14 protein-coding genes are annotated in these 17,043 nt (G+C 60.5%); 6 read left to right on the top strand and 8 right to left on the bottom strand.

The features are described from left to right. The first annotated feature begins 109 nt into the window (after positions 1-109). A complete protein-coding gene (locus tag VOM14_RS20840; RefSeq protein WP_327630635.1) occupies positions 110-235 on the top strand; it encodes a hypothetical protein in 126 nt (41 codons plus the stop codon). Positions 236-414: 179 nt separating this feature from the next. On the opposite strand, the gene VOM14_RS20835 is transcribed toward VOM14_RS20840, so the two are convergent. The 6 genes from VOM14_RS20835 to tssF form a co-directional block, all read right to left on the bottom strand. Continuing rightward, the gene (locus VOM14_RS20835) at positions 415-624 is read right to left on the bottom strand and encodes a PAAR domain-containing protein (protein WP_327630719.1); all 210 of its coding nucleotides are present in this window, start codon (positions 622-624) and stop codon (positions 415-417) included. Between the two features lie 177 nt (positions 625-801). After that, positions 802-1,419 carry a hypothetical protein gene (locus tag VOM14_RS20830; protein WP_327630634.1) on the bottom strand — a complete coding sequence of 206 codons (618 nt, stop codon included), beginning with the start codon at positions 1,417-1,419 and terminating at the stop codon, positions 802-804. 420 nt (positions 1,420-1,839) lie between these two features. Then, the gene (locus tag VOM14_RS20825) at positions 1,840-2,199 is read right to left on the bottom strand and encodes a M23 family metallopeptidase (RefSeq protein ID WP_327630633.1); all 360 of its coding nucleotides are present in this window, start codon (positions 2,197-2,199) and stop codon (positions 1,840-1,842) included. Positions 2,200-2,356: 157 nt separating this feature from the next. Continuing rightward, positions 2,357-3,229, bottom strand: a complete 873-nt coding sequence (locus VOM14_RS20820; protein ID WP_327630632.1) for a hypothetical protein — start codon at positions 3,227-3,229, stop codon at positions 2,357-2,359. A 9-nt stretch (positions 3,230-3,238) separates the two neighbouring features. Then, positions 3,239-4,627: a M23 family metallopeptidase gene (locus VOM14_RS20815; RefSeq protein ID WP_327630631.1), complete on the bottom strand. Its 1,389-nt coding sequence runs from the start codon at positions 4,625-4,627 to the stop codon at positions 3,239-3,241. Next, positions 4,627-6,231 (bottom strand): type VI secretion system baseplate subunit TssF, encoded by a 1,605-nt coding sequence (tssF, locus tag VOM14_RS20810; protein ID WP_327630630.1) that lies wholly within the window; start codon positions 6,229-6,231, stop codon positions 4,627-4,629. Before tssF ends, VOM14_RS20815 begins: the two co-directional genes overlap by 1 nt. Positions 6,232-6,782: 551 nt before the next feature. On the opposite strand from tssF, the gene VOM14_RS20805 reads away from it, so the two are divergent. The 3 genes from VOM14_RS20805 (at position 6,783) to VOM14_RS20795 (ending at position 12,018) form a co-directional block, all read left to right on the top strand. Further along, on the top strand, positions 6,783-8,084 hold the full coding sequence (locus VOM14_RS20805) for an MFS transporter (protein WP_327630629.1): 1,302 nt from the start codon (positions 6,783-6,785) through the stop codon (positions 8,082-8,084). Between the two features lie 64 nt (positions 8,085-8,148). Then, positions 8,149-9,396 (top strand): metal-dependent hydrolase family protein, encoded by a 1,248-nt coding sequence (locus VOM14_RS20800; RefSeq protein WP_327630628.1) that lies wholly within the window; start codon positions 8,149-8,151, stop codon positions 9,394-9,396. 204 nt (positions 9,397-9,600) lie between these two features. Then, entirely contained in the window at positions 9,601-12,018 is a 2,418-nt protein-coding gene (locus VOM14_RS20795) for an FdhF/YdeP family oxidoreductase (protein ID WP_327630627.1), read from the top strand. A 57-nt stretch (positions 12,019-12,075) separates the two neighbouring features. Here the strand turns inward: VOM14_RS20795 and VOM14_RS20790 are convergent, their stop codons facing one another. After that, positions 12,076-13,050 carry a chemotaxis protein gene (locus tag VOM14_RS20790; RefSeq protein ID WP_327630626.1) on the bottom strand — a complete coding sequence of 325 codons (975 nt, stop codon included), beginning with the start codon at positions 13,048-13,050 and terminating at the stop codon, positions 12,076-12,078. Between the two features lie 300 nt (positions 13,051-13,350). On the opposite strand from VOM14_RS20790, the gene VOM14_RS20785 reads away from it, so the two are divergent. Together VOM14_RS20785 and VOM14_RS20780 are read left to right on the top strand one after the other, a co-directional pair. Then, a complete protein-coding gene (locus tag VOM14_RS20785; protein ID WP_327630625.1) occupies positions 13,351-15,084 on the top strand; it encodes a tetratricopeptide repeat-containing glycosyltransferase family protein in 1,734 nt (577 codons plus the stop codon). A gap of 39 nt (positions 15,085-15,123) precedes the next feature. Continuing rightward, complete coding sequence (locus tag VOM14_RS20780; RefSeq protein WP_327630624.1) at positions 15,124-16,149, top strand: aldo/keto reductase; 1,026 nt, start codon at positions 15,124-15,126, stop codon at positions 16,147-16,149. Positions 16,150-16,290: 141 nt separating this feature from the next. Here VOM14_RS20780 and VOM14_RS20775 read toward each other — a convergent pair whose 3' ends face one another. Continuing rightward, positions 16,291-17,034, bottom strand: a complete 744-nt coding sequence (locus VOM14_RS20775; RefSeq protein ID WP_327630623.1) for an SDR family oxidoreductase — start codon at positions 17,032-17,034, stop codon at positions 16,291-16,293. Between the last annotated feature and the right edge of the window lie 9 nt (positions 17,035-17,043).

The following is a 17,043-nucleotide window of genomic DNA, read 5'->3' as shown; positions in this document are numbered from 1 at the left end:
ATAATTCGGGTCTCTCTACGATCAAGGTCATGCATGCGAAAGCGCCGCGAAGACGGCGCGGCGTGTTGCCGATATTTCCCCCGACAGGCAGCCAGACAAGGAAGAGACCATGCAAGGAACGCTTGTATCCAACGTAGCGCTTTCCGTCGACACGCTCGCGCGTCAGCGGCGGCGCGCCATCATCGCGACGGTGCTCGGCAACGGGCTGGAGTGGTTGCTCAAGAGCCCACTATAAATTTTTACGTTGAAATGCCGGAAGTGTTATCTGGTCGGGCTTTTGTCGTTCACTCCACCATACGTGCAGTATCGGCGCGGGCGCTTCCATTGAAATGAGGCCGTGTTTCCGCGGTAATGCAATTGCCATTCCGGAGAGGCGTCTGCATTCGCCAATACCTCCGGCGGCCTGCTTTTCGATTACGCGACGGACAATGTTTGTTGCCGACTCACCAATATGCAGCTGCATGTCGCATGGTGCCCTTCGAGCGCCACAGGCATACCGAAGACAACGGTTGAGTCATCACCCTCGGCAATTGAGTTGACGCCGTGTTTAACACAATTCACACGGTCGCCCCTTCGGGCAACCTTGCGGCCATCAATGCTGTCAGCATTCGATCCTTGAATCACCTCCCGCCGAAAGGGCTCAGGGTGTCGCCAATTACGATAACATGACGCGCCATATTTTTTTATTACCTGCTGTGTTATTTTAAAATCGAACGGCAACAGAAAGGCGTCTTTGCTTCCAGCCCTTCTCCGCAATCAATAAATTCCATTGAGATATTGGTATGTGCCGTCGTTAACCGATCAGTGCGTTGAGTTTCGATTGTCCACTATCGCTTTGAGGTCGCCACCCTGTTCACAGAGATCTCCCTCAGTGCCATGCGTTTTAGTGAGGTCCTTGCAATTCATATATATTGTTTTTGCTTTATCGTCAACCCCATAATGATAGATGTTATGCATATTTAGCGTATCTTTCTGCGAGAAAGTCTCGTTTCGATAGGCCCAATCAATTCTGTATCCGTTCTCAATCTTCTTTACTATAGGATCTGGCCTAACAAAGGCAAGAGGGACCTTTTTAGCTTCCATGCCGGATCGCCAGAAATCCAGAATAATTGCAGTTTTAACATCATATAGATAATAGTCGCTGCTAAACTTGACTGTTCCCGGAGCAGCTTCATCAGAATAGCAATTTTGCAAAATTACAGCGTGATCAAGGGATGCATAAATAATTCTTATGCTGTAGCGCGGGCAAAGTTGATCTCCACCGGAAGGGCCTTGAATTGCAAATGCCTGTTTAAAGTTATTTCCTTCAAAAAAAGGGTGGTTTCTCTTTGAATCAAGGAGCATATTAAAATTCGAACTTTTAATAAGCGAAATATTTAGCGCCTTTGGATTAATGTCTTGATTGTTCAACAGCAACAAACCCCAGCGTCTCTTGTCACTATCTGACTTGCGGACATTATTCGATACTTTTTCGCCTCTTTTTTCGAGATGGCGCCAAAATGTTGATTTTCTCCATCAGGCGAATAAAGCGATGCCTGTGCTAGGGTGATCGCAAGCAAGCTAGTGGCAATGCAAATTGGATTTTTTTCACAATATAAACAGTTTATTTGTTTGTGCAATTGACGATGAATACAAGCGGATCAACTCGATTATCAAGTCCCTCGCAGCGCTTCAGCGCATCCAGCCGAACCTCAAAGTGAAGATGTGCTCCAAGTGGGATCGTACTCATCCCGTTTACGTTACCCGTACAACCGGTTTTCCCAATGACATCTCCAGCATGAACGGTAACTGGCACGATGTGTCCATTAGAATCGTACGTCTCAGGATACTGAATTTCACTCAGATGCACGTAGAAAAATCCGATTGTTTTTCTTGCTGGATTTGCCTTGCAAAAAGTTCCGCGTGATCTGGTGGCAAGTCGTTTAACTCAACCTCAAGGACCGAGGTGCTCCCATAGGAATATTGTGAATTTGGCCTCTTCGCCACATGAATTCGTCCGTTGGCGACCGCCCGAATAGGCGTCCCGGGCTCTGCGGCCAGATCAATTCCTTGGTGGTATTTCTTTCCATTATTTCTTGTCCACTCGAACTCTCCGCCCAGTTTATTTTTCAGATGAGCGGTACGAATCGTGCAGACCGCCAATGGGTCAACCCATACTGAGCCATTTTCAGCAGCCGATTGCGCTCCCGTATTACTCACTGTTCGTGATGTTGGTTGGCTAGCTATTGCCTTTGGGCGTGGCTGAGGACGAGGCGGCGGAGCATGGCCACTTAAGGCGATCGAACCAAACTATCCGCCGCTGTGCCGCGGGTCCGCGGCTCGCAGAATTTATTAAATTAAATTAAGCGGGGGCTCTTTACTTCCTATTATTAAACATTAACTTCAAATTCGCCGGCCCATCGCACATGTCACCCTCATCAATTCCCACACTCGTCAAATCTTTGCATTTTAAATAAAATGTCTTTGTTTTATTGTCGAATACGAAACTGTATTTATTTCGCATCACGATCTCTTTCAGCGAAGGATTCGTTGCATCATGGAATTTCCAATCAAGATCATAGCCATTGAGAATTTTCTTGATTGCGGGCCAAGGCTTAACGAATGGACCAGGTATTGACTTATCTCCAGTGGATGAAGACCATAACGTCAACATCGTTGCCGTCTTGATATCGTACAGATAGTATTCCTCAGATGTAAAATTTTTGCCCTTGGAATCGGTAAAGGGCTGGCAGTATTTTACGATTACTGCGTCCGTTGGTGATGCGCTAAGAACCTGGATTCCATATTGTGGGCATACGTCCTGTTTTGCCCAGATATCAGATTTTCTTACCGGAGCCGAAATTGCAAATACCTGACGCAATCCACGCCTTTGGAAATGGAGCAGCCCGGATTTTGGCTCTAGCCGCATGGAGAAGCCAGCAGATCTCACCAAGATGAGACTCAAATCTTTTGGATCCGTGCTGTCGCTATATAAAATAAACGATTTCCACTGATCCTCGTCGCTGCCGTTTTTTCGTATGTCATCTGCCATTCTCGCACCCTCTCTCTCTGCGATGGCACCAGGCGTCTCGGATTCGTCTGAAGCCGCGCGACTGCAGTTTGCGCCAAGACATGCACCCGATTGAGCTGACCGGGCAGTCGTTGCCGCTATAGATAATTGGCTATGCGGGAGGTAGGCTGCGACGCTTCCAACTACGACTAAATTAAGAATGATTTGATGGATTTTCATCTTGAAGTTTTAATGATTGGTGCAAATAACAATAAAGGGGAGCGGATCTACCCGATTAGCCAAACCAATACACCTTTTTTTTGCCTCCTGCCGGACTTCAAAGTGGAGGTGTGCCCCCAGTAGAATATTGTTCATTCCCTTCGCGTTGCCCGTGCAACCGGTTTTCCCTATGGGGTCTCCAGCGTGGACAGTGACCGGCAGAATGTTCCCTTGAGAATCGCGATCGATCGGATATTGGAATTCACTAAGATGCGCGTAAAAAAATCCAATTGTCTCGCGTCCCGGATTAACCGTTTTGAATATCTTTGCTTGCGCAGGCGGTAAGTCGTTTATCCCGACCTCCAGAACGAGAGTGTTCCCATATGCGTAGTCCGAATTTGCAGTTACGGGGGCCATATAAACAATTCCATTTGCGACCGCCCGAATAGGCGTCCCAGGTTCGGCGGCCAAGTCGATTCCCTGATGGGCGCGTGTGCCGAGGTTGCGGGTCATACCGAACTCAGCGGCACCTTTGCTTTTCAAATGAGCAGTGCGGAGCGTACAAATCTCAAGTGGGTCAAACCACGCTGAACCGGTTGCTGACACCGCACGTGACATCGCTGTCGAACTGCTCGCCGGTTTGCCATTGCTTGCCGCGGGCTCTGGTCGTGGCTGCGGATGGGCAGGCCGCGTCCCCCCGCCGAGACCCTCGACAATTTCCGCCATATTCCGCGGCGGCTTCGCGAATTCTTGCTTATCCTGAACGGTAAAGAAATTCACATCAATTTTTGTGTCGATATAGCTAAAAAACCAGCTCTTATAGGCTTCCACCGCCTTCCCATGATGCTGAAGCACAAGCTGATTCGCCTTCTCAACGGATTTAAGCTGCTTTGCGAGGCGTTCGGCTGCCTGTTCCGCCGTATATTGATCAGGTCTGCCCATTAACAGCCTCGTCGTACCCCTCACTCCCTCGTGATGCAGCATATAGGCGAGCTTAGCCTTGTCTTCGGGTGCCAGGCTTTCCACATCCCAACCACTATCGGACGCGAATTGCCTCAGATTCAGTGCGGCATAGGCGCCTGCGCCATCGATTGCATACTTCGCTTCAAGGCGCTTGCTCATCCATTCCTCTTCGCTCATTGACTTGCAGTCCTGACAGAGCAGTGAAGGCGGGTACTTGAAGACTGCCGTCCACGCATCAGGAAAAAACTGCGCCAGACCCTGCGCCTTTTTGGGGTGATCCTCGTTGGAATCCGCGCGCCATGTCCCGTCCGGATCAGACGTCGCTTCGGCACCGATCATCGCGGCAATGGACTGAGGAGTCAGCGTGTACTTCGAGGCGGCAGCGATAATCGTAGCCCGGTATTTTTCATTACCTTGGGCCAGACGCAGATTGCTTTCCGTATAGATTGTGGCCACTACGTGAACCGGCTGACCTCCCTCGACACGCGTCTGCTGCTGTGTAGTTCTTCCTTTGCGGTGATGGTTATGCGATTGGCCGTTTGAGTGATGTTCAGCTTTGCGAGAATATTGACGCTATCGGCCAGCGCTTTAAGATCGATGTCGCCTCCAGCAGCGACCAGTTTGATTCCCGCTTTCTGGCAGAACAGCCTGACGCCTTTCGTCACGCTCGCTAGCAGGCGACCGCCGGCCGACAGACTCAAATGCTGCCCGCTCGTCAGGGCAATGTGCTCAGTACTCGCGATGTGTGTGGACTGCGCACTGGTGGTCTCAATCCCGACAGGACTTGCGAGAATCAGGTGCGGCCTGGCCAACTCGGGGAATTTGCCGTCCGCGCTCTTTCCTCCCAGTCCCCGGATTTCCTCGTTCTGGGCCTTGATGGCTTTCGCGACATCGCTTTGGTCAGCGCCGTGATCCTGTGCCTGATTCTGTTGTGCAAGGTCGGCAAGTCCTTCGTGCAGCTCGCGCGCCTGCGTCAGCCGCTGCACCGTCTCGCCCATGTCTTTCACGGGCGCGCCAGCGCCTGCGCGCGGCTCGGTCGTGATCAGCATGCCCTGGTTGGCGCGCGCCACACCATGCGCCTCGGTCGCCAGTTCGAACCCTTCCACGGCGTCCGCCAGCGCGCCGGGCGCGCGGTTGAGCAGGATAACGATCTCGACTGCGTTGCCTTCGATAGCCTTCAGGCCCCGGGCAAGACCGGTCAGCGCGAGAAACCAGAAACGCGCCGGGCACGCAAAGTACTCCTGCATGAGGCCATGTCCGTGCAGCGGGCGCGGCACGTCCGGCAGCACAGCCTGCTCCGGGTCAATGCCTTCATGGACCACGGCGTCATGCGCGACCCCGTAAAGCGGACCATCCGCGAACCGGCCCGGCGCGGCCATGACAGTGGCGATGCCCGCAGCGTGGATCAGTTCGAACAGGTGCGACGCGATGCGCTCGTCCCCGGCCAGATACAGGGGCAGCCGGTCCAGATCTTCCAGGTTCGCGATGGACGCGCCATGGGTCGTTTCCAGCGTGAGGCGCACCGCACCCCGTACCGGCTGGCCGTCCGGCACGTAGAGGCCGAGCGAGGGGATGTCGGGCGGAATCATCGTTACCCGCGCGAGCCTGATGCGCAGCGGATAGACCGTCACGTCCTGACTGCTGCGGAAAATGCAGGGCGTGTTCTCGCCCGTGGGCGTGTGCGACGTGAAGGCGGTGCCGCGCGGGATGAGAAAGCCCTGGCCGAGGTGGCCGCTGTCGTGCCCCGGGTACAGGCGGGCCACCCCGATGGCGGGCGTCTGCCGGACGTAGTTTGGATAAACCGTTTCCAGCATCGGCTGCATCAGTTCCGGGAACGCCGCGTCAATACGCATCTGCGTGCGAGCCGTCATGAACGATGATGCCTGAACCAGCCGCTCGACATAAGGATCGCCGATCTCGCCGGCCTGCATGCCCAGACGCGCTGCGATCTTCGGATGCTGCTGCGCGAATTCCAGCGCGAGCGCGCGCATGTAGATGAGTTCGCGTGTGTAGTAGTCGAGCAGTTGCGGGTCTGCGACCGGTGGATGCGGCTTCGTCATGTCGTTGGCTTCGTTTGTCCGCCAGGGCTTGTGGCCTGTCCGTGAAGGCCATGCCCGTACCTGTCAAATGACGGGCCTGTTGCGCGCACAACCTTTGAGGGTCATTTTCTACATCTGGCGAGGACTGACTGCAATTTTTGGGATGAATGTTTGACGCAAATTTACGGTTATTTCTGACTTCGTTCCTGACGTGGGTGCCTCGTTTGCGCATTGGACGGGCAGGTCTTTCGCCCGAATGCAAACCGGCGAATATGGCTTCGCACCCGGGAATCCAGTCATGCCGTTGCGCGCATCGAAGCACATGCGTGTTCGTCCGGACTGACGAAAATATTGCAGCTGACTGCGCGATGAACGGCCAGTGGCGCAACGCATCAGGGCGGCGGCCTGAAGCTTTTTCGCATGCGCTGCACGCATGCGTGCATGCGAATCTTTCGTTTCGCAAATAATTCAGGTCTCTCTACGATCAAGGTCATGCATGCGAAAGCGCCGCGAAGACGGCGCGGCGTGTTGCCGATATTTCCCCCGACAGGCAGCCAGACAAGGAAGAGACCATGCAAGGAACGCTTGTATCCAACGTAGCGCTTTCCGTCGACACGCTCGCGCGTCAGCGGCGGCGCGCCATCATCGCGACGGTGCTCGGCAACGGGCTGGAGTGGTTCGACTTCACCGTCTATAGCTTTTTCGCGGTCGTCATCGCGAAGCTGTTCTTTCCGACCGGCAATGAGCTGAGTTCGCTCCTGCTGACAGTCGCGACTTTCGGCGTGGGCTTTTTCATGCGGCCGGTGGGCGGCATCGTGCTCGGCGTCTATGCCGACAAAGTGGGACGCAAGGCCGCGCTCTCGCTGACCATCCTGCTGATGGCGGGCGGCACCGCCCTGATCGGCATCGCGCCGACATATGACCAGATCGGCCTGTGGGCGCCCGTGCTGATCGTGGTCGCGCGTTTGCTGCAGGGCTTTTCGGCCGGCGGCGAAATGGGCAGCGCCACGGCGTTCCTCACCGAATACGCGCCTTCCGACAAGCGCGCCTACTATTCGAGCTGGATTCAGTCGAGCATTGGCTTTGCCGTGCTGTTAGGCGCCGCGGTCGGCACTTTCGTGACGAGCAGCCTGAGCGCCGACGCGCTCCATTCGTGGGGCTGGAGAATGCCGTTCCTGATCGGCATTCTGGTCGGACCTGTCGGCTATTTCATTCGCAGCCGCATGGACGAAACGCCCGCGTTCAGCGCCGTGGCCGAGGAAGCGAAGGACGACTCGCCGCTCGCCGACGTATTCCGCCGCTTCCCGCGCGAAACGTTCGCGAGCTTTTCGATGGTGATTCTGTGGACCGTATGCACCTACGTGCTGCTGTTCTACATGCCGACGTATGCGGTGCGCACGCTGCATGTGCCGCAATCCACCGGCTTTCTGGCGGGCATGCTGGGCGGCACGATGATCATGTGTTTCTCGCCGCTGATCGGCAAACTGGCTGACCGCTTCGGCCGCCGTCCCTTTCTGTCGGGCGCCGCCGTGTTGATCCTCGTGCTCGCGTGGCCGATGTTCGCGTACATCAACCGGACGCCGGGCCTTGCTTCTCTGATGGTGTTTCAAGGCGTGTTCGGCCTGTTGATCGCAGCCTACACCGGCCCGATTCTCGCGGCGTTTTCGGAACTGTTCCCGACCAGGGTGCTCTCCACAGGACTCTCCGTCGCCTACAACTTTGCCGTGACGATTTTCGGCGGCTTCGCACCGTTCTTCATCACGTGGCTGATCGCGTCGACGGGCAGCAACATGGCGCCCGCTTTCTACGTGATGATCGCCGCGGCGATCAGCCTCGCGGGGACATGTTTCGTGCGCGATTCGCGTCGGCACTGATTCCAGACAGCGTGTGCGGCCCGATCTGGTCGCACGGATTCCTAATTAAATCAGGGCACATTCCATGAGCATCACGGTTATCAAGGGTGGCAACGTACTCGATCTGAAGCAGGGCGTTCTGCTCGAACATCATCATGTCGTGATCGAAAACGGCCATATCGTCGAAGTCACCGATCGTCCCGTCGATCTGCCGAACGCACGCGTGATCGACGCGCGCGGCAAGACGGTGATGCCCGGCCTCATCGATTGTCATGTGCACGTGCTGGCTTCGCGTGCGAACCTCGGCACCAACGCGACGCAGCCGAACATTCTCACCGCGATCCGCGCGCTGCCGATTCTGAAGGCGATGCTCGGCCGGGGCTTCACCACCGTGCGCGACGCGGGCGGTGCCGACTGGGGTTTGACGCAGGCGCTCGAAAGCGGCCTGATTCCGGGGCCGCGTATTTTTCCGTCGGGCAAGGCGCTTTCGCAGACGGGCGGCCACGGCGATTTTCGTCCGCGTGGCGACGTGCTCGAACCGTGCTCGTGCTGTTTCCGTGCGGGTGCTATCGCGCGCGTGGTCGACGGCGTCGATGCGGTGCGTCTGGCCGCACGCGAAGAGATCCAGAAGGGCGCGACGCAGATCAAGATCATGGCCTCGGGCGGCGTGGCGTCGCCCACCGATCCGATCGGCAATACGCAGTATTCCGAAGACGAGATCCGCGCGATCGTCGCGGAGGCGGAAGCCGCCAATACTTACGTGATGGCGCACGCCTATACCGGCCGCGCGATTTCGCGGGCGATCCGGTGCGGCGTGCGGACCATCGAGCACGGCAATCTCGTCGACGAAGCCGCCGCGAAACTGATGCGCGAGCACGGCGCGTTCGTGGTGCCGACGCTCGTCACCTACGATGCGCTCGCGAAGCACGGCGCGGACTACGGCTTGCCGCCGGACTCGATTGCGAAGGTCGAAACGGTGCGGCAAGCCGGCCGCGACTCGCTGGAAATCTATGCGAAGGCCGGCGTGCCGATGGGTTTCGGCTCGGATCTGCTCGGCGAGATGCACACGTTCCAGAGCGACGAATTGCACATTCGCTCGGAAGTGCTCGGCAACCTCGAAGCGTTGCGTTCGGCCACCACGATCGGCGGCCAGATCGTCTCGCCCGAGGGCAAGCTCGGCATGATCGAAGCGGGCGCGATTGCGGACGTGCTGGTGGTGGACGGCAATCCATTGCAGGACATCGCCGTGCTGAGCGGGCAGGGCGAACGTCTCGCCTATGTGCTGCAGCGCGGAGAAGTGGTGAGCGAGCGCGGCGTGGTCGCTTCGCGGTGAGGCGTGCGGGATGCACGCGCATCCCCGCCCCAAACACCTGTTTGCTTTTCGAAGCGAGCGTCTACGACCTAAGATGAAATCCTGGGCGCTTTGACGGCTTTCCGGCTCGCTTTCCCTAGTCACAAGATCCTGCGTTCCGACGCCATGGTGCGCCGCCAGGCACACCGCTTGCGCCCTCGTGCAGACGTCGAACGGAGGATTACGATGAGCAAGCGAGAAGTACCAGGCGTCGGGCCCTATGGCGGCCCGGCGGGCGGCTGGGGTGCGTTGCAAGCGGTCGCGCGTGCGCTGCGCCAGCAGATGGGCGTAGGACGCGAGGCGAAAATGCTGTTGAAGGTCAATCAGCCCGCGGGTTTTGATTGCCCCGGCTGCGCTTGGCCCGATCCGCACAGCACGTCATCGTTCGAGTTCTGCGAAAACGGCGCCAAGGCGGTGTCGTGGGAAGCCACGAGCAAACGCACGACGCCCGGTTTCTTCGCGCGGCATCCGGTGAGCGAACTGTGGACGTGGAGCGATTTCGCGCTCGAAGACGAAGGGCGGCTCACTCATCCGATGCGCTACGACGCCGCCACGGATCGCTACGTGCCCATCGAATGGGACGAAGCTTTCGCGCGCATCGGCGCCGCCATGCGCGCGTTGCCCGATCCGGACATGGCCGAGTTCTACACGTCGGGCCGCGCGTCGAACGAGGCGGCGTTTCTGTTCCAGTTACTGGCGCGCCGCTTCGGCACGAACAACTTTCCGGACTGTTCGAACATGTGCCACGAGCCGACGAGCGTCGGCCTTCCCGAATCGATCGGCGTGGGCAAGGGCACCGTCACGCTCGCCGATTTCGACCATTGCGATGCGATTTTCTCGATTGGACACAACCCAGGCACCAATCATCCGCGCATGCTCGCCACGTTGCGCGAGGCCGCGCGCCGCGGCGCGAAAATCGTGGTCCTCAATCCGCTGCGCGAGCGCGGTCTGGAGCGTTTCACGTCGCCGCAAGATCCCGTGGAAATGGCCACGGGGCGCTCCACGCCGATTGCCACCGACTACGTGCAGCTGAAAATCGGCGGCGACGTCGCGGTGCTGAAAGGCATGATGAAAACGCTGCTCGCGATGGACGACGAAAGCCGTCAAGCGGGCGGCGAGGGCGTGCTGGATCGCGCGTTCATCGACGCGAACACCACGGGTTTCGACGAACTCGTGCAGGATCTGAAGGCGACGCCGTGGGACGATATCGTCTCGAGCTCGGGCGTCGCGCGCGAGGAAATCGAAAAACTCGCGCGCATTTATGCGCAGGCGCGCGCCGTGATCGTGTGCTATGGAATGGGCATCACGCAGCATCGCAGCGGCACGGCGAACGTTCAGCAACTGGCCAACCTGTTGCTGCTGCGCGGGAACATCGGACGCGACGGCGCGGGCATCTGTCCGCTGCGCGGTCACTCGAATGTGCAAGGCGACCGCACGGTCGGCATTACCGAAGTGCCGCCGCCTGCTTTCCTCGATTCGCTCAAGCGCGTGTTCGGCTTCGAACCGCCGCGCGAGCATGGGCACGGCGCGATTGCTGCAATCGAGGCCATGCACGAGGGACGCGCCAAGGCGCTGATTTGCCTCGGCGGCAATCTGCCGGTCGCGATGTCGGACCCCGGCGTGTGTTTCGACGCGATCCGCAAGCTCGATCTCGCCGTGCATATCGCCACGAAGCTGAACCGCTCGCACCTGCTGGCCGCCAAAGAGACGCTGCTGTTGCCGTGTCTGGGGCGCACGGAACTCGACATCCAGAAGAGCGGGCCGCAGTCCGTGACCGTCGAGGATTCGATGTCGATGGTGCATGCGTCGCAAGGATCGTTGCAGCCGGCCTCGGCGCTGCTGCGCTCTGAACCGGCGATCGTGGCCGGCATCGCGAAGGCGACACTCGACGATCCGATGCTCGACTGGGACGGCTGGATCGCCGATTACAGCCGCATTCGCGATATGATCGAAGCGGTGTTTCCGCAGTTCGAGCGCTATAACGAACGCATCCGCGAGCCGGGCGGGTTTCGTCTTTACAACGCCGCTTCGGCGCGCCGCTGGGACACGCCCGAGGGCCGCGCGCGCTTCATTGCGCACAAGGGCGTGATGGAAGATCCGCGCGCCGACCGCAGCGACGCGCTGCTGCTCGCCACGATCCGCAGCCACGATCAATACAACACGACGATCTACAGCTTTAACGACCGCTATCGCGGCATCACGGGCCGGCGCGATGTTGTCTTCGTCAACGAGGAGGATCTCGAGGCGCGCGGCTTGCAGCATGGCGATCTCGTCGATCTGGAGGCGATCGAGACAACGGTAAGTGTCGGCGGATCGCGGCGTCTGTGCGGGCTCACGGCTGTCGCTTACGACATTCCGCGCGGCTCGCTGGCGGCTTACTATCCGGAGGCGAATGGTCTCGTCTCGCTGCACGACTTCGATGTGCGCAGCGGCACGCCTTCGTACAAGTCGGTGCCGGTGCTGCTGTCGCTCAGCACAGCAGACTGTGTGACGGAGAGTTCGGCGTCGCGCTGGCAGGACGGTGACGTGCGCCACGATCAAACCGGCGCGGCGATTGCGGCGGCCGAGCCGCATCGTCCGAACGACGGCTCGACGCCCATGTAGCGGCAAAGCGAGGCCCGGCGCTTCGAGGCGCCGGGTTGCGCCACGTCATGCGTTTTATCAGACGGACGCTTGCGCCGGCGACATCAGCGCGGTGCGAATCGCATCCGCCAGTTCGGCCGCGGCGAACTTCGCGACGTAGCCATTCGCGCCGGCGTTCTTCACGTGCGCTTCGTTGGCCGCGCCCGTCAACGACGAATGGATGATCACCGGAATGTCGCGCATGCGTTCGTCGGCCTTGATCTGGCGCGTCAGCATGAAGCCGTCCATTTCCGGCATTTCGAGGTCGGTCAGAACGAGCGCGATGCTGTCCTGCACGCGCGCGCCGGTCGATTGCGCTTCTTCCGCGACCTTCTGCAAGGTCTGCCAGGCTTCCTCGCCGGTCTTGGTCATCACGTACTCGGCGCCGATCGCGGTCAGCGCCTGTTCGATCAGCTTGCGCGCGAAGCCGGAGTCGTCGGCGGCGAGAATCTTCGCGCCGGGGCGAATGCCCAGCGCGTCGCCGACGGAACTCGGGTCCACGCTCGGATGCTGCGACGGGAACACGTCGCGCAGCACCTGTTCGACGTCGATCACCTGGGCGAGCCGCGAGTTGCCGGTATTGCCGTCGATCCGCGCGATGCTCGTCACGAGATTGCCGCCCGCCGCGCCCTCGGCGGTCAACACCTGATTCCATTCGAGCCGCACGATGTCGTCCACTTCCTCGACCGCGAACGCCTGAGTGGAGCGCGCGAATTCGGTCACGAGCAGGATGTTCAGGCCGCGCGTGGGCTCGCAGCCCATCAGGCGCGGCAAGTCGATCACGGGAATGATCTGGCCGCGAATGTCCACCGCGCCCATCACGAACGGCGACGAACCGGCGATCGGCGTGACCGGCGGCATCGTCGAAATCTCGCGGACCTTGAATACGTTGATCCCGTAAAGCTCGTGCGCGTCACTGCCGGGGACGGAACCCAGCCGGTACAGCAGCAGTTCGAATTTGTTGGAACTCGTCAGATTGCTGCGTTCGTCGTGCGCGCGGTTTTCTGCTGCCATCGAATCTCTCCAGAATGTCGGTGCGTGGGCGCGCGCTGACGTTGCGTTCATGCCGACGCGCCGCTTCCCTTTTGTTATCGGCGCGGTTGCCGAAAAATTCAGCGCGTCGGCGCGGATGGGCTGGGAATCCCTGGTTGGGTGTGGTTTGGCGCGGTTTGACCGGGCTTGCGGTTGGCGCGCGGCGCGTTTGCGCGTGCTTTTCCGCCTGGCTCGCGCCGCGATTCCACCCCTTTCGCCAAGCGCGTCCCGCCGGATGACGCTAAGATTTCCGACGCGCCGCGCGTTTTCCGGGTTCATCGAATGAGCAAGCCTGCCTATTTGCCGCAACAGTTGGACCGAATGCTCCAGCAAGCCGTCGCGCTTCAGCGGAACGGCGCATTGGTTGAGGCGGAGGAGCTTTACCGGGAGATTCTCGAACTCAAGCCTCGTCACGCTGACGCGCTGCAATTGTCGGGCGCGTTGGCGTTGCAGACGGGCCGCCTGCAAGAGGGCGTCGAATGGCTGAAAAAAGCGCTCGCGGTCAATCCGAAGCAGGCGGCGGTCCATTCCAACCTCGCGTATGCGCTGAACGCGCTGCATCGTTTCGGCGAAGCCCTCGCGAGCGCCAATCGCGCGCTCGCCTTGCAGCCTGAATTTCCCGACGCGCTGAACAATCGCGGCAATGCGCAAGCGGGCCTCGACGCGCCGCTTGACGCGCTGGCCAGTTTCGACCGCGCGATTGCACTCGCGGCGGATTTTGCCGACGCCTGGAACAATCGCGCGTGCGTGCTGCGTGATCTCGGCCGTCCCGCCGACGCGCTCGCGAGCTGCGACCGCGCGCTCGCCGTGCAACCCGGCTTTGCGCACGCATGGAGCAATCGCGGCAATGCGCTCGCCGACCTGAACGAGCCGGGGCAGGCTGAAGCGAGCTACCGGCGCGCGCTGGAACTGGCGCCGGGTTTCGTCGATGCATGGAACAACCTCGGCCTCGCGCAGATCGATCTGAACCGGCATGCAGAAGCGCTGATCAGTTACGGGCGCGCGCTGGCCCTGAATCCCGAGGCTGCGGAGACGCATTGGAACGAATCGCTGTGTCTGCTGCAAATGGGGCGCTTCGAAGCTGGCTGGCGAAAATACGAGTGGCGCTGGGAGCGCAGCCGCATCCGCGCAAGCCGGCGCGTGTTTGCGCAACCGCTCTGGCTGGGCGACTTTTCGCTCGCGGGCAAGACGATCCTGCTGCACGCCGAGCAGGGACTGGGCGACACGCTGCAATTCTGCCGCTACGCCGCGATGGTCTCGAAGCTCGGCGCGTCGGTGATCCTCGAAGTGCAGCCCGAATTGCTGCGGCTGATGTCCACGCTTGCGGGCGTCGATCAGTTGATTCAAGCCGGCGACCCGTTGCCGCCGTTCGATTGCCACTGCCCGCTGCTGAGCTTGCCGCTCGCGTTTCGAACCGATGCCGCCACGATTGCGTCGGTCACGCCTTATCTCTTCGCGCAGCCCGGCGCCGCGCGCGCATGGCGCGAACGCGTGGACGCCGACGCGCAAGGGCGTCTTAAGGTCGGGCTCGTGTGGGCAGGCGGCAACCGTCCGCATGTCGCGGAGCTTCGCAAGAACGACGCGCGCCGCTCGGTCACGCTCGCGCGCCTCGCGCCGATTCTCGACGTGGCGGACCTGTCCAATGTGCAGTTTTTCAGCCTGCAAAAAGGGCCGGCCGCGCAACAACTGGCCGCGAGCGAATGGGCGCCGCGCGTGATCGATTACACCGGGGAACTGCGCGATTTCGCCGATACCGCCGCGCTCGTGGCGAACCTCGATCTGGTGATTTCCGTCGATACGTCCACCGCGCATCTGGCCGGCGCGCTCGACCGGCCGGTGTGGATGCTGAACCGTTTCGACACCTGCTGGCGCTGGCTGCTGGAGCGCGGCGACACGCCCTGGTATCCGCGCGCGCGGCTCTTCAGGCAGCCCGCGCTGGGCGACTGGGACAGCGTGATGAAAGCCGTCGGCAGTGCGCTCGCTGGCGACGCCCTCGCGCGGAGCGGCGTAGACTGAAGCTCCGTTTAACGGCGGTCAGGCCACGGAGAATCATCAATGGAATACAGACATCTGGGTGCGTCCGGTTTCAAGGTGCCGGTGCTGAGTTTCGGCACGGGCACGTTTGGCGGCAAGGGCGAATTTTTTCAGGCGTGGGGCGCGACTGACGTCGCGCAAGCGCGGCGTCTGATCGACATCTGCCTCGACGCGGGCGTGAGCATGTTCGATACCGCCGACATCTATTCGAGCGGCGCGTCCGAGTCGGTGCTCGGCGAAGCGCTGAAGGGCAAGCGCGACCAGGCGATCATTTCGACCAAGGCGACCTTCCGCTTCGACGACGCTCCGAACAACGTCGGCTCGTCGCGCTTCCATCTGATCCAGGCTGTGGACGCCGCGCTCAAGCGCTTGCAAACCGACTACATCGACCTGTTCCAGTTGCATGGTTTCGACGCCCGCACGCCGGTCGCCGAAGTGCTGTCCACGCTCGACGATCTGGTGCGCGCGGGCAAGATCCGCTACACGGGCGTGTCGAACTTCTCCGGCTGGCATCTGATGAAATCGCTCGATACCGCCGACCGCTACGGCTATCCGCGTTATGTCGCGAACCAGACGTACTACTCGCTGGTCGGCCGCGACTACGAGTGGGAGCTGATGCCGCTCGGCGTCGATCAGGGCGTGGGCGCCGTCGTGTGGAGTCCGCTCGGTTGGGGACGTCTGACCGGCAAGATCAAGCGCGGCCAGCCGCTGCCCGATACGAGCCGGTTGCACAAGACCGCCGACATGGGGCCGCCGGTGCCGCAGGAGTATCTGTTCCGCGTGCTCGACGCGATCGACGAGATCGCCGTCGAAACCGGCAAGACCGTGCCGCAGATCGCGCTGAACTGGCTGCTTCAGCGTCCGACGGTCTCGACGGTGCTGATCGGCGCTCGCAATGAGGAGCAGTTGCGCCAGAACCTCGGCGCGGTCGGCTGGAACCTGACGCCGGAGCAGGTCGCGCGGCTCGACGCGGCGAGCGCCGTGCGGCCTGCTTATCCGTACTGGCACCAGGAAGGATTCGCGGAGCGCAATCCGGGGGCGGTGTAGGGGCGCGGCGGGCGCCTGGGTGCTGGCCGCCGCCGCCAGTCTCCGCCGGTCGCCGCCGGTCGCCGCAAATCGGCGACAGTGGGCGGCGGTCTGCGCCAGCCTGCGGCCATCGCCGGCCATCGCCGACATTCTCTTCCTGCTTCAAGCAAGCCCGCCGTTCGCGCGCAGCACCTGGCCATTCACCCAGCCCGCCTGCGCGCTCGCGAGAAACGCCACCACCGCGGCAATGTCGTCCGGCTGGCCGAGGCGCTCGAGCGGCGGCATCTTTGCAAAGTGCTGGATCTGCTCGTCGGTCTTGCCGTCGAAAAAGAGCGACGTGGCGACCGGACCCGGCGCCACCGCGTTCACGGTGATGCCGCGCCCGCGCAATTCCTTCGCGAACACCTGCGTGAACGCCTCCACGGCGGCCTTCGTCGCGTTGTAGATCGCATAGCCCGGCAGATTCAACGCGAGCGTGGTGCTCGAAAAATTGACGATGCGCCCGCCACGATTGATGCGGCCCGCGGCTTCCCGCAACGTGTTGAAAGTGCCGCGCACGTTGATGTCGAACGCGCGGTCGTAGAGCGCGTCGCTCGTGTCGGCGAGCGGCGTCGGCTTGATCACGCCGGCGTTGTTGATCAGCACGTCCACCTTGCCCAATTGCTGCTCGGCCGTGTCGAACAGACGGCGCACGTCGTCCGCTTGCGACACGTCGGCTTGCACCGCGATCGCCTTCGCGCCGCCTGCGTTCAGTTCGGCGACCAGCGTCTCGGCTTCGTTCGCACTCGCGGCGTAGTTGACGGCGACCGCGAAGCCATCGTGCGCGAGGCGCTTGGCAAGGGCCGCGCCGATGCCGCGCGATGCGCCGGTGACAATGGCGACCTGGGCGTTTGCATTCGTGTTCATGGTGCGCTT

The sequence above is a fragment of the Paraburkholderia sp. MPAMCS5 genome (assembly GCF_036016995.1).
In the GTDB taxonomy this organism is placed as follows: domain Bacteria; phylum Pseudomonadota; class Gammaproteobacteria; order Burkholderiales; family Burkholderiaceae; genus Paraburkholderia.
This window is presented reverse-complemented; position numbering and strand designations above follow the sequence as displayed.

Coding starts and splice junctions, on each gene's coding strand:
- VOM14_RS20805 (WP_327630629.1), top strand. CDS start 6,783: ATGCAAGGAACGCTTGTATCCAACGTAGCGCTTTCCGTCGACACGCTC.
- VOM14_RS20800 (WP_327630628.1), top strand. CDS start 8,149: ATGAGCATCACGGTTATCAAGGGTGGCAACGTACTCGATCTGAAGCAG.
- VOM14_RS20790 (WP_327630626.1), bottom strand. CDS start 13,050: ATGGCAGCAGAAAACCGCGCGCACGACGAACGCAGCAATCTGACGAGT.
- VOM14_RS20775 (WP_327630623.1), bottom strand. CDS start 17,034: ATGAACACGAATGCAAACGCCCAGGTCGCCATTGTCACCGGCGCATCG.
- VOM14_RS20785 (WP_327630625.1), top strand. CDS start 13,351: ATGAGCAAGCCTGCCTATTTGCCGCAACAGTTGGACCGAATGCTCCAG.
- VOM14_RS20820 (WP_327630632.1), bottom strand. CDS start 3,229: ATGAAAATCCATCAAATCATTCTTAATTTAGTCGTAGTTGGAAGCGTC.
- VOM14_RS20795 (WP_327630627.1), top strand. CDS start 9,601: ATGAGCAAGCGAGAAGTACCAGGCGTCGGGCCCTATGGCGGCCCGGCG.
- tssF (WP_327630630.1), bottom strand. CDS start 6,231: ATGACGAAGCCGCATCCACCGGTCGCAGACCCGCAACTGCTCGACTAC.
- VOM14_RS20840 (WP_327630635.1), top strand. CDS start 110: ATGCAAGGAACGCTTGTATCCAACGTAGCGCTTTCCGTCGACACGCTC.
- VOM14_RS20780 (WP_327630624.1), top strand. CDS start 15,124: ATGGAATACAGACATCTGGGTGCGTCCGGTTTCAAGGTGCCGGTGCTG.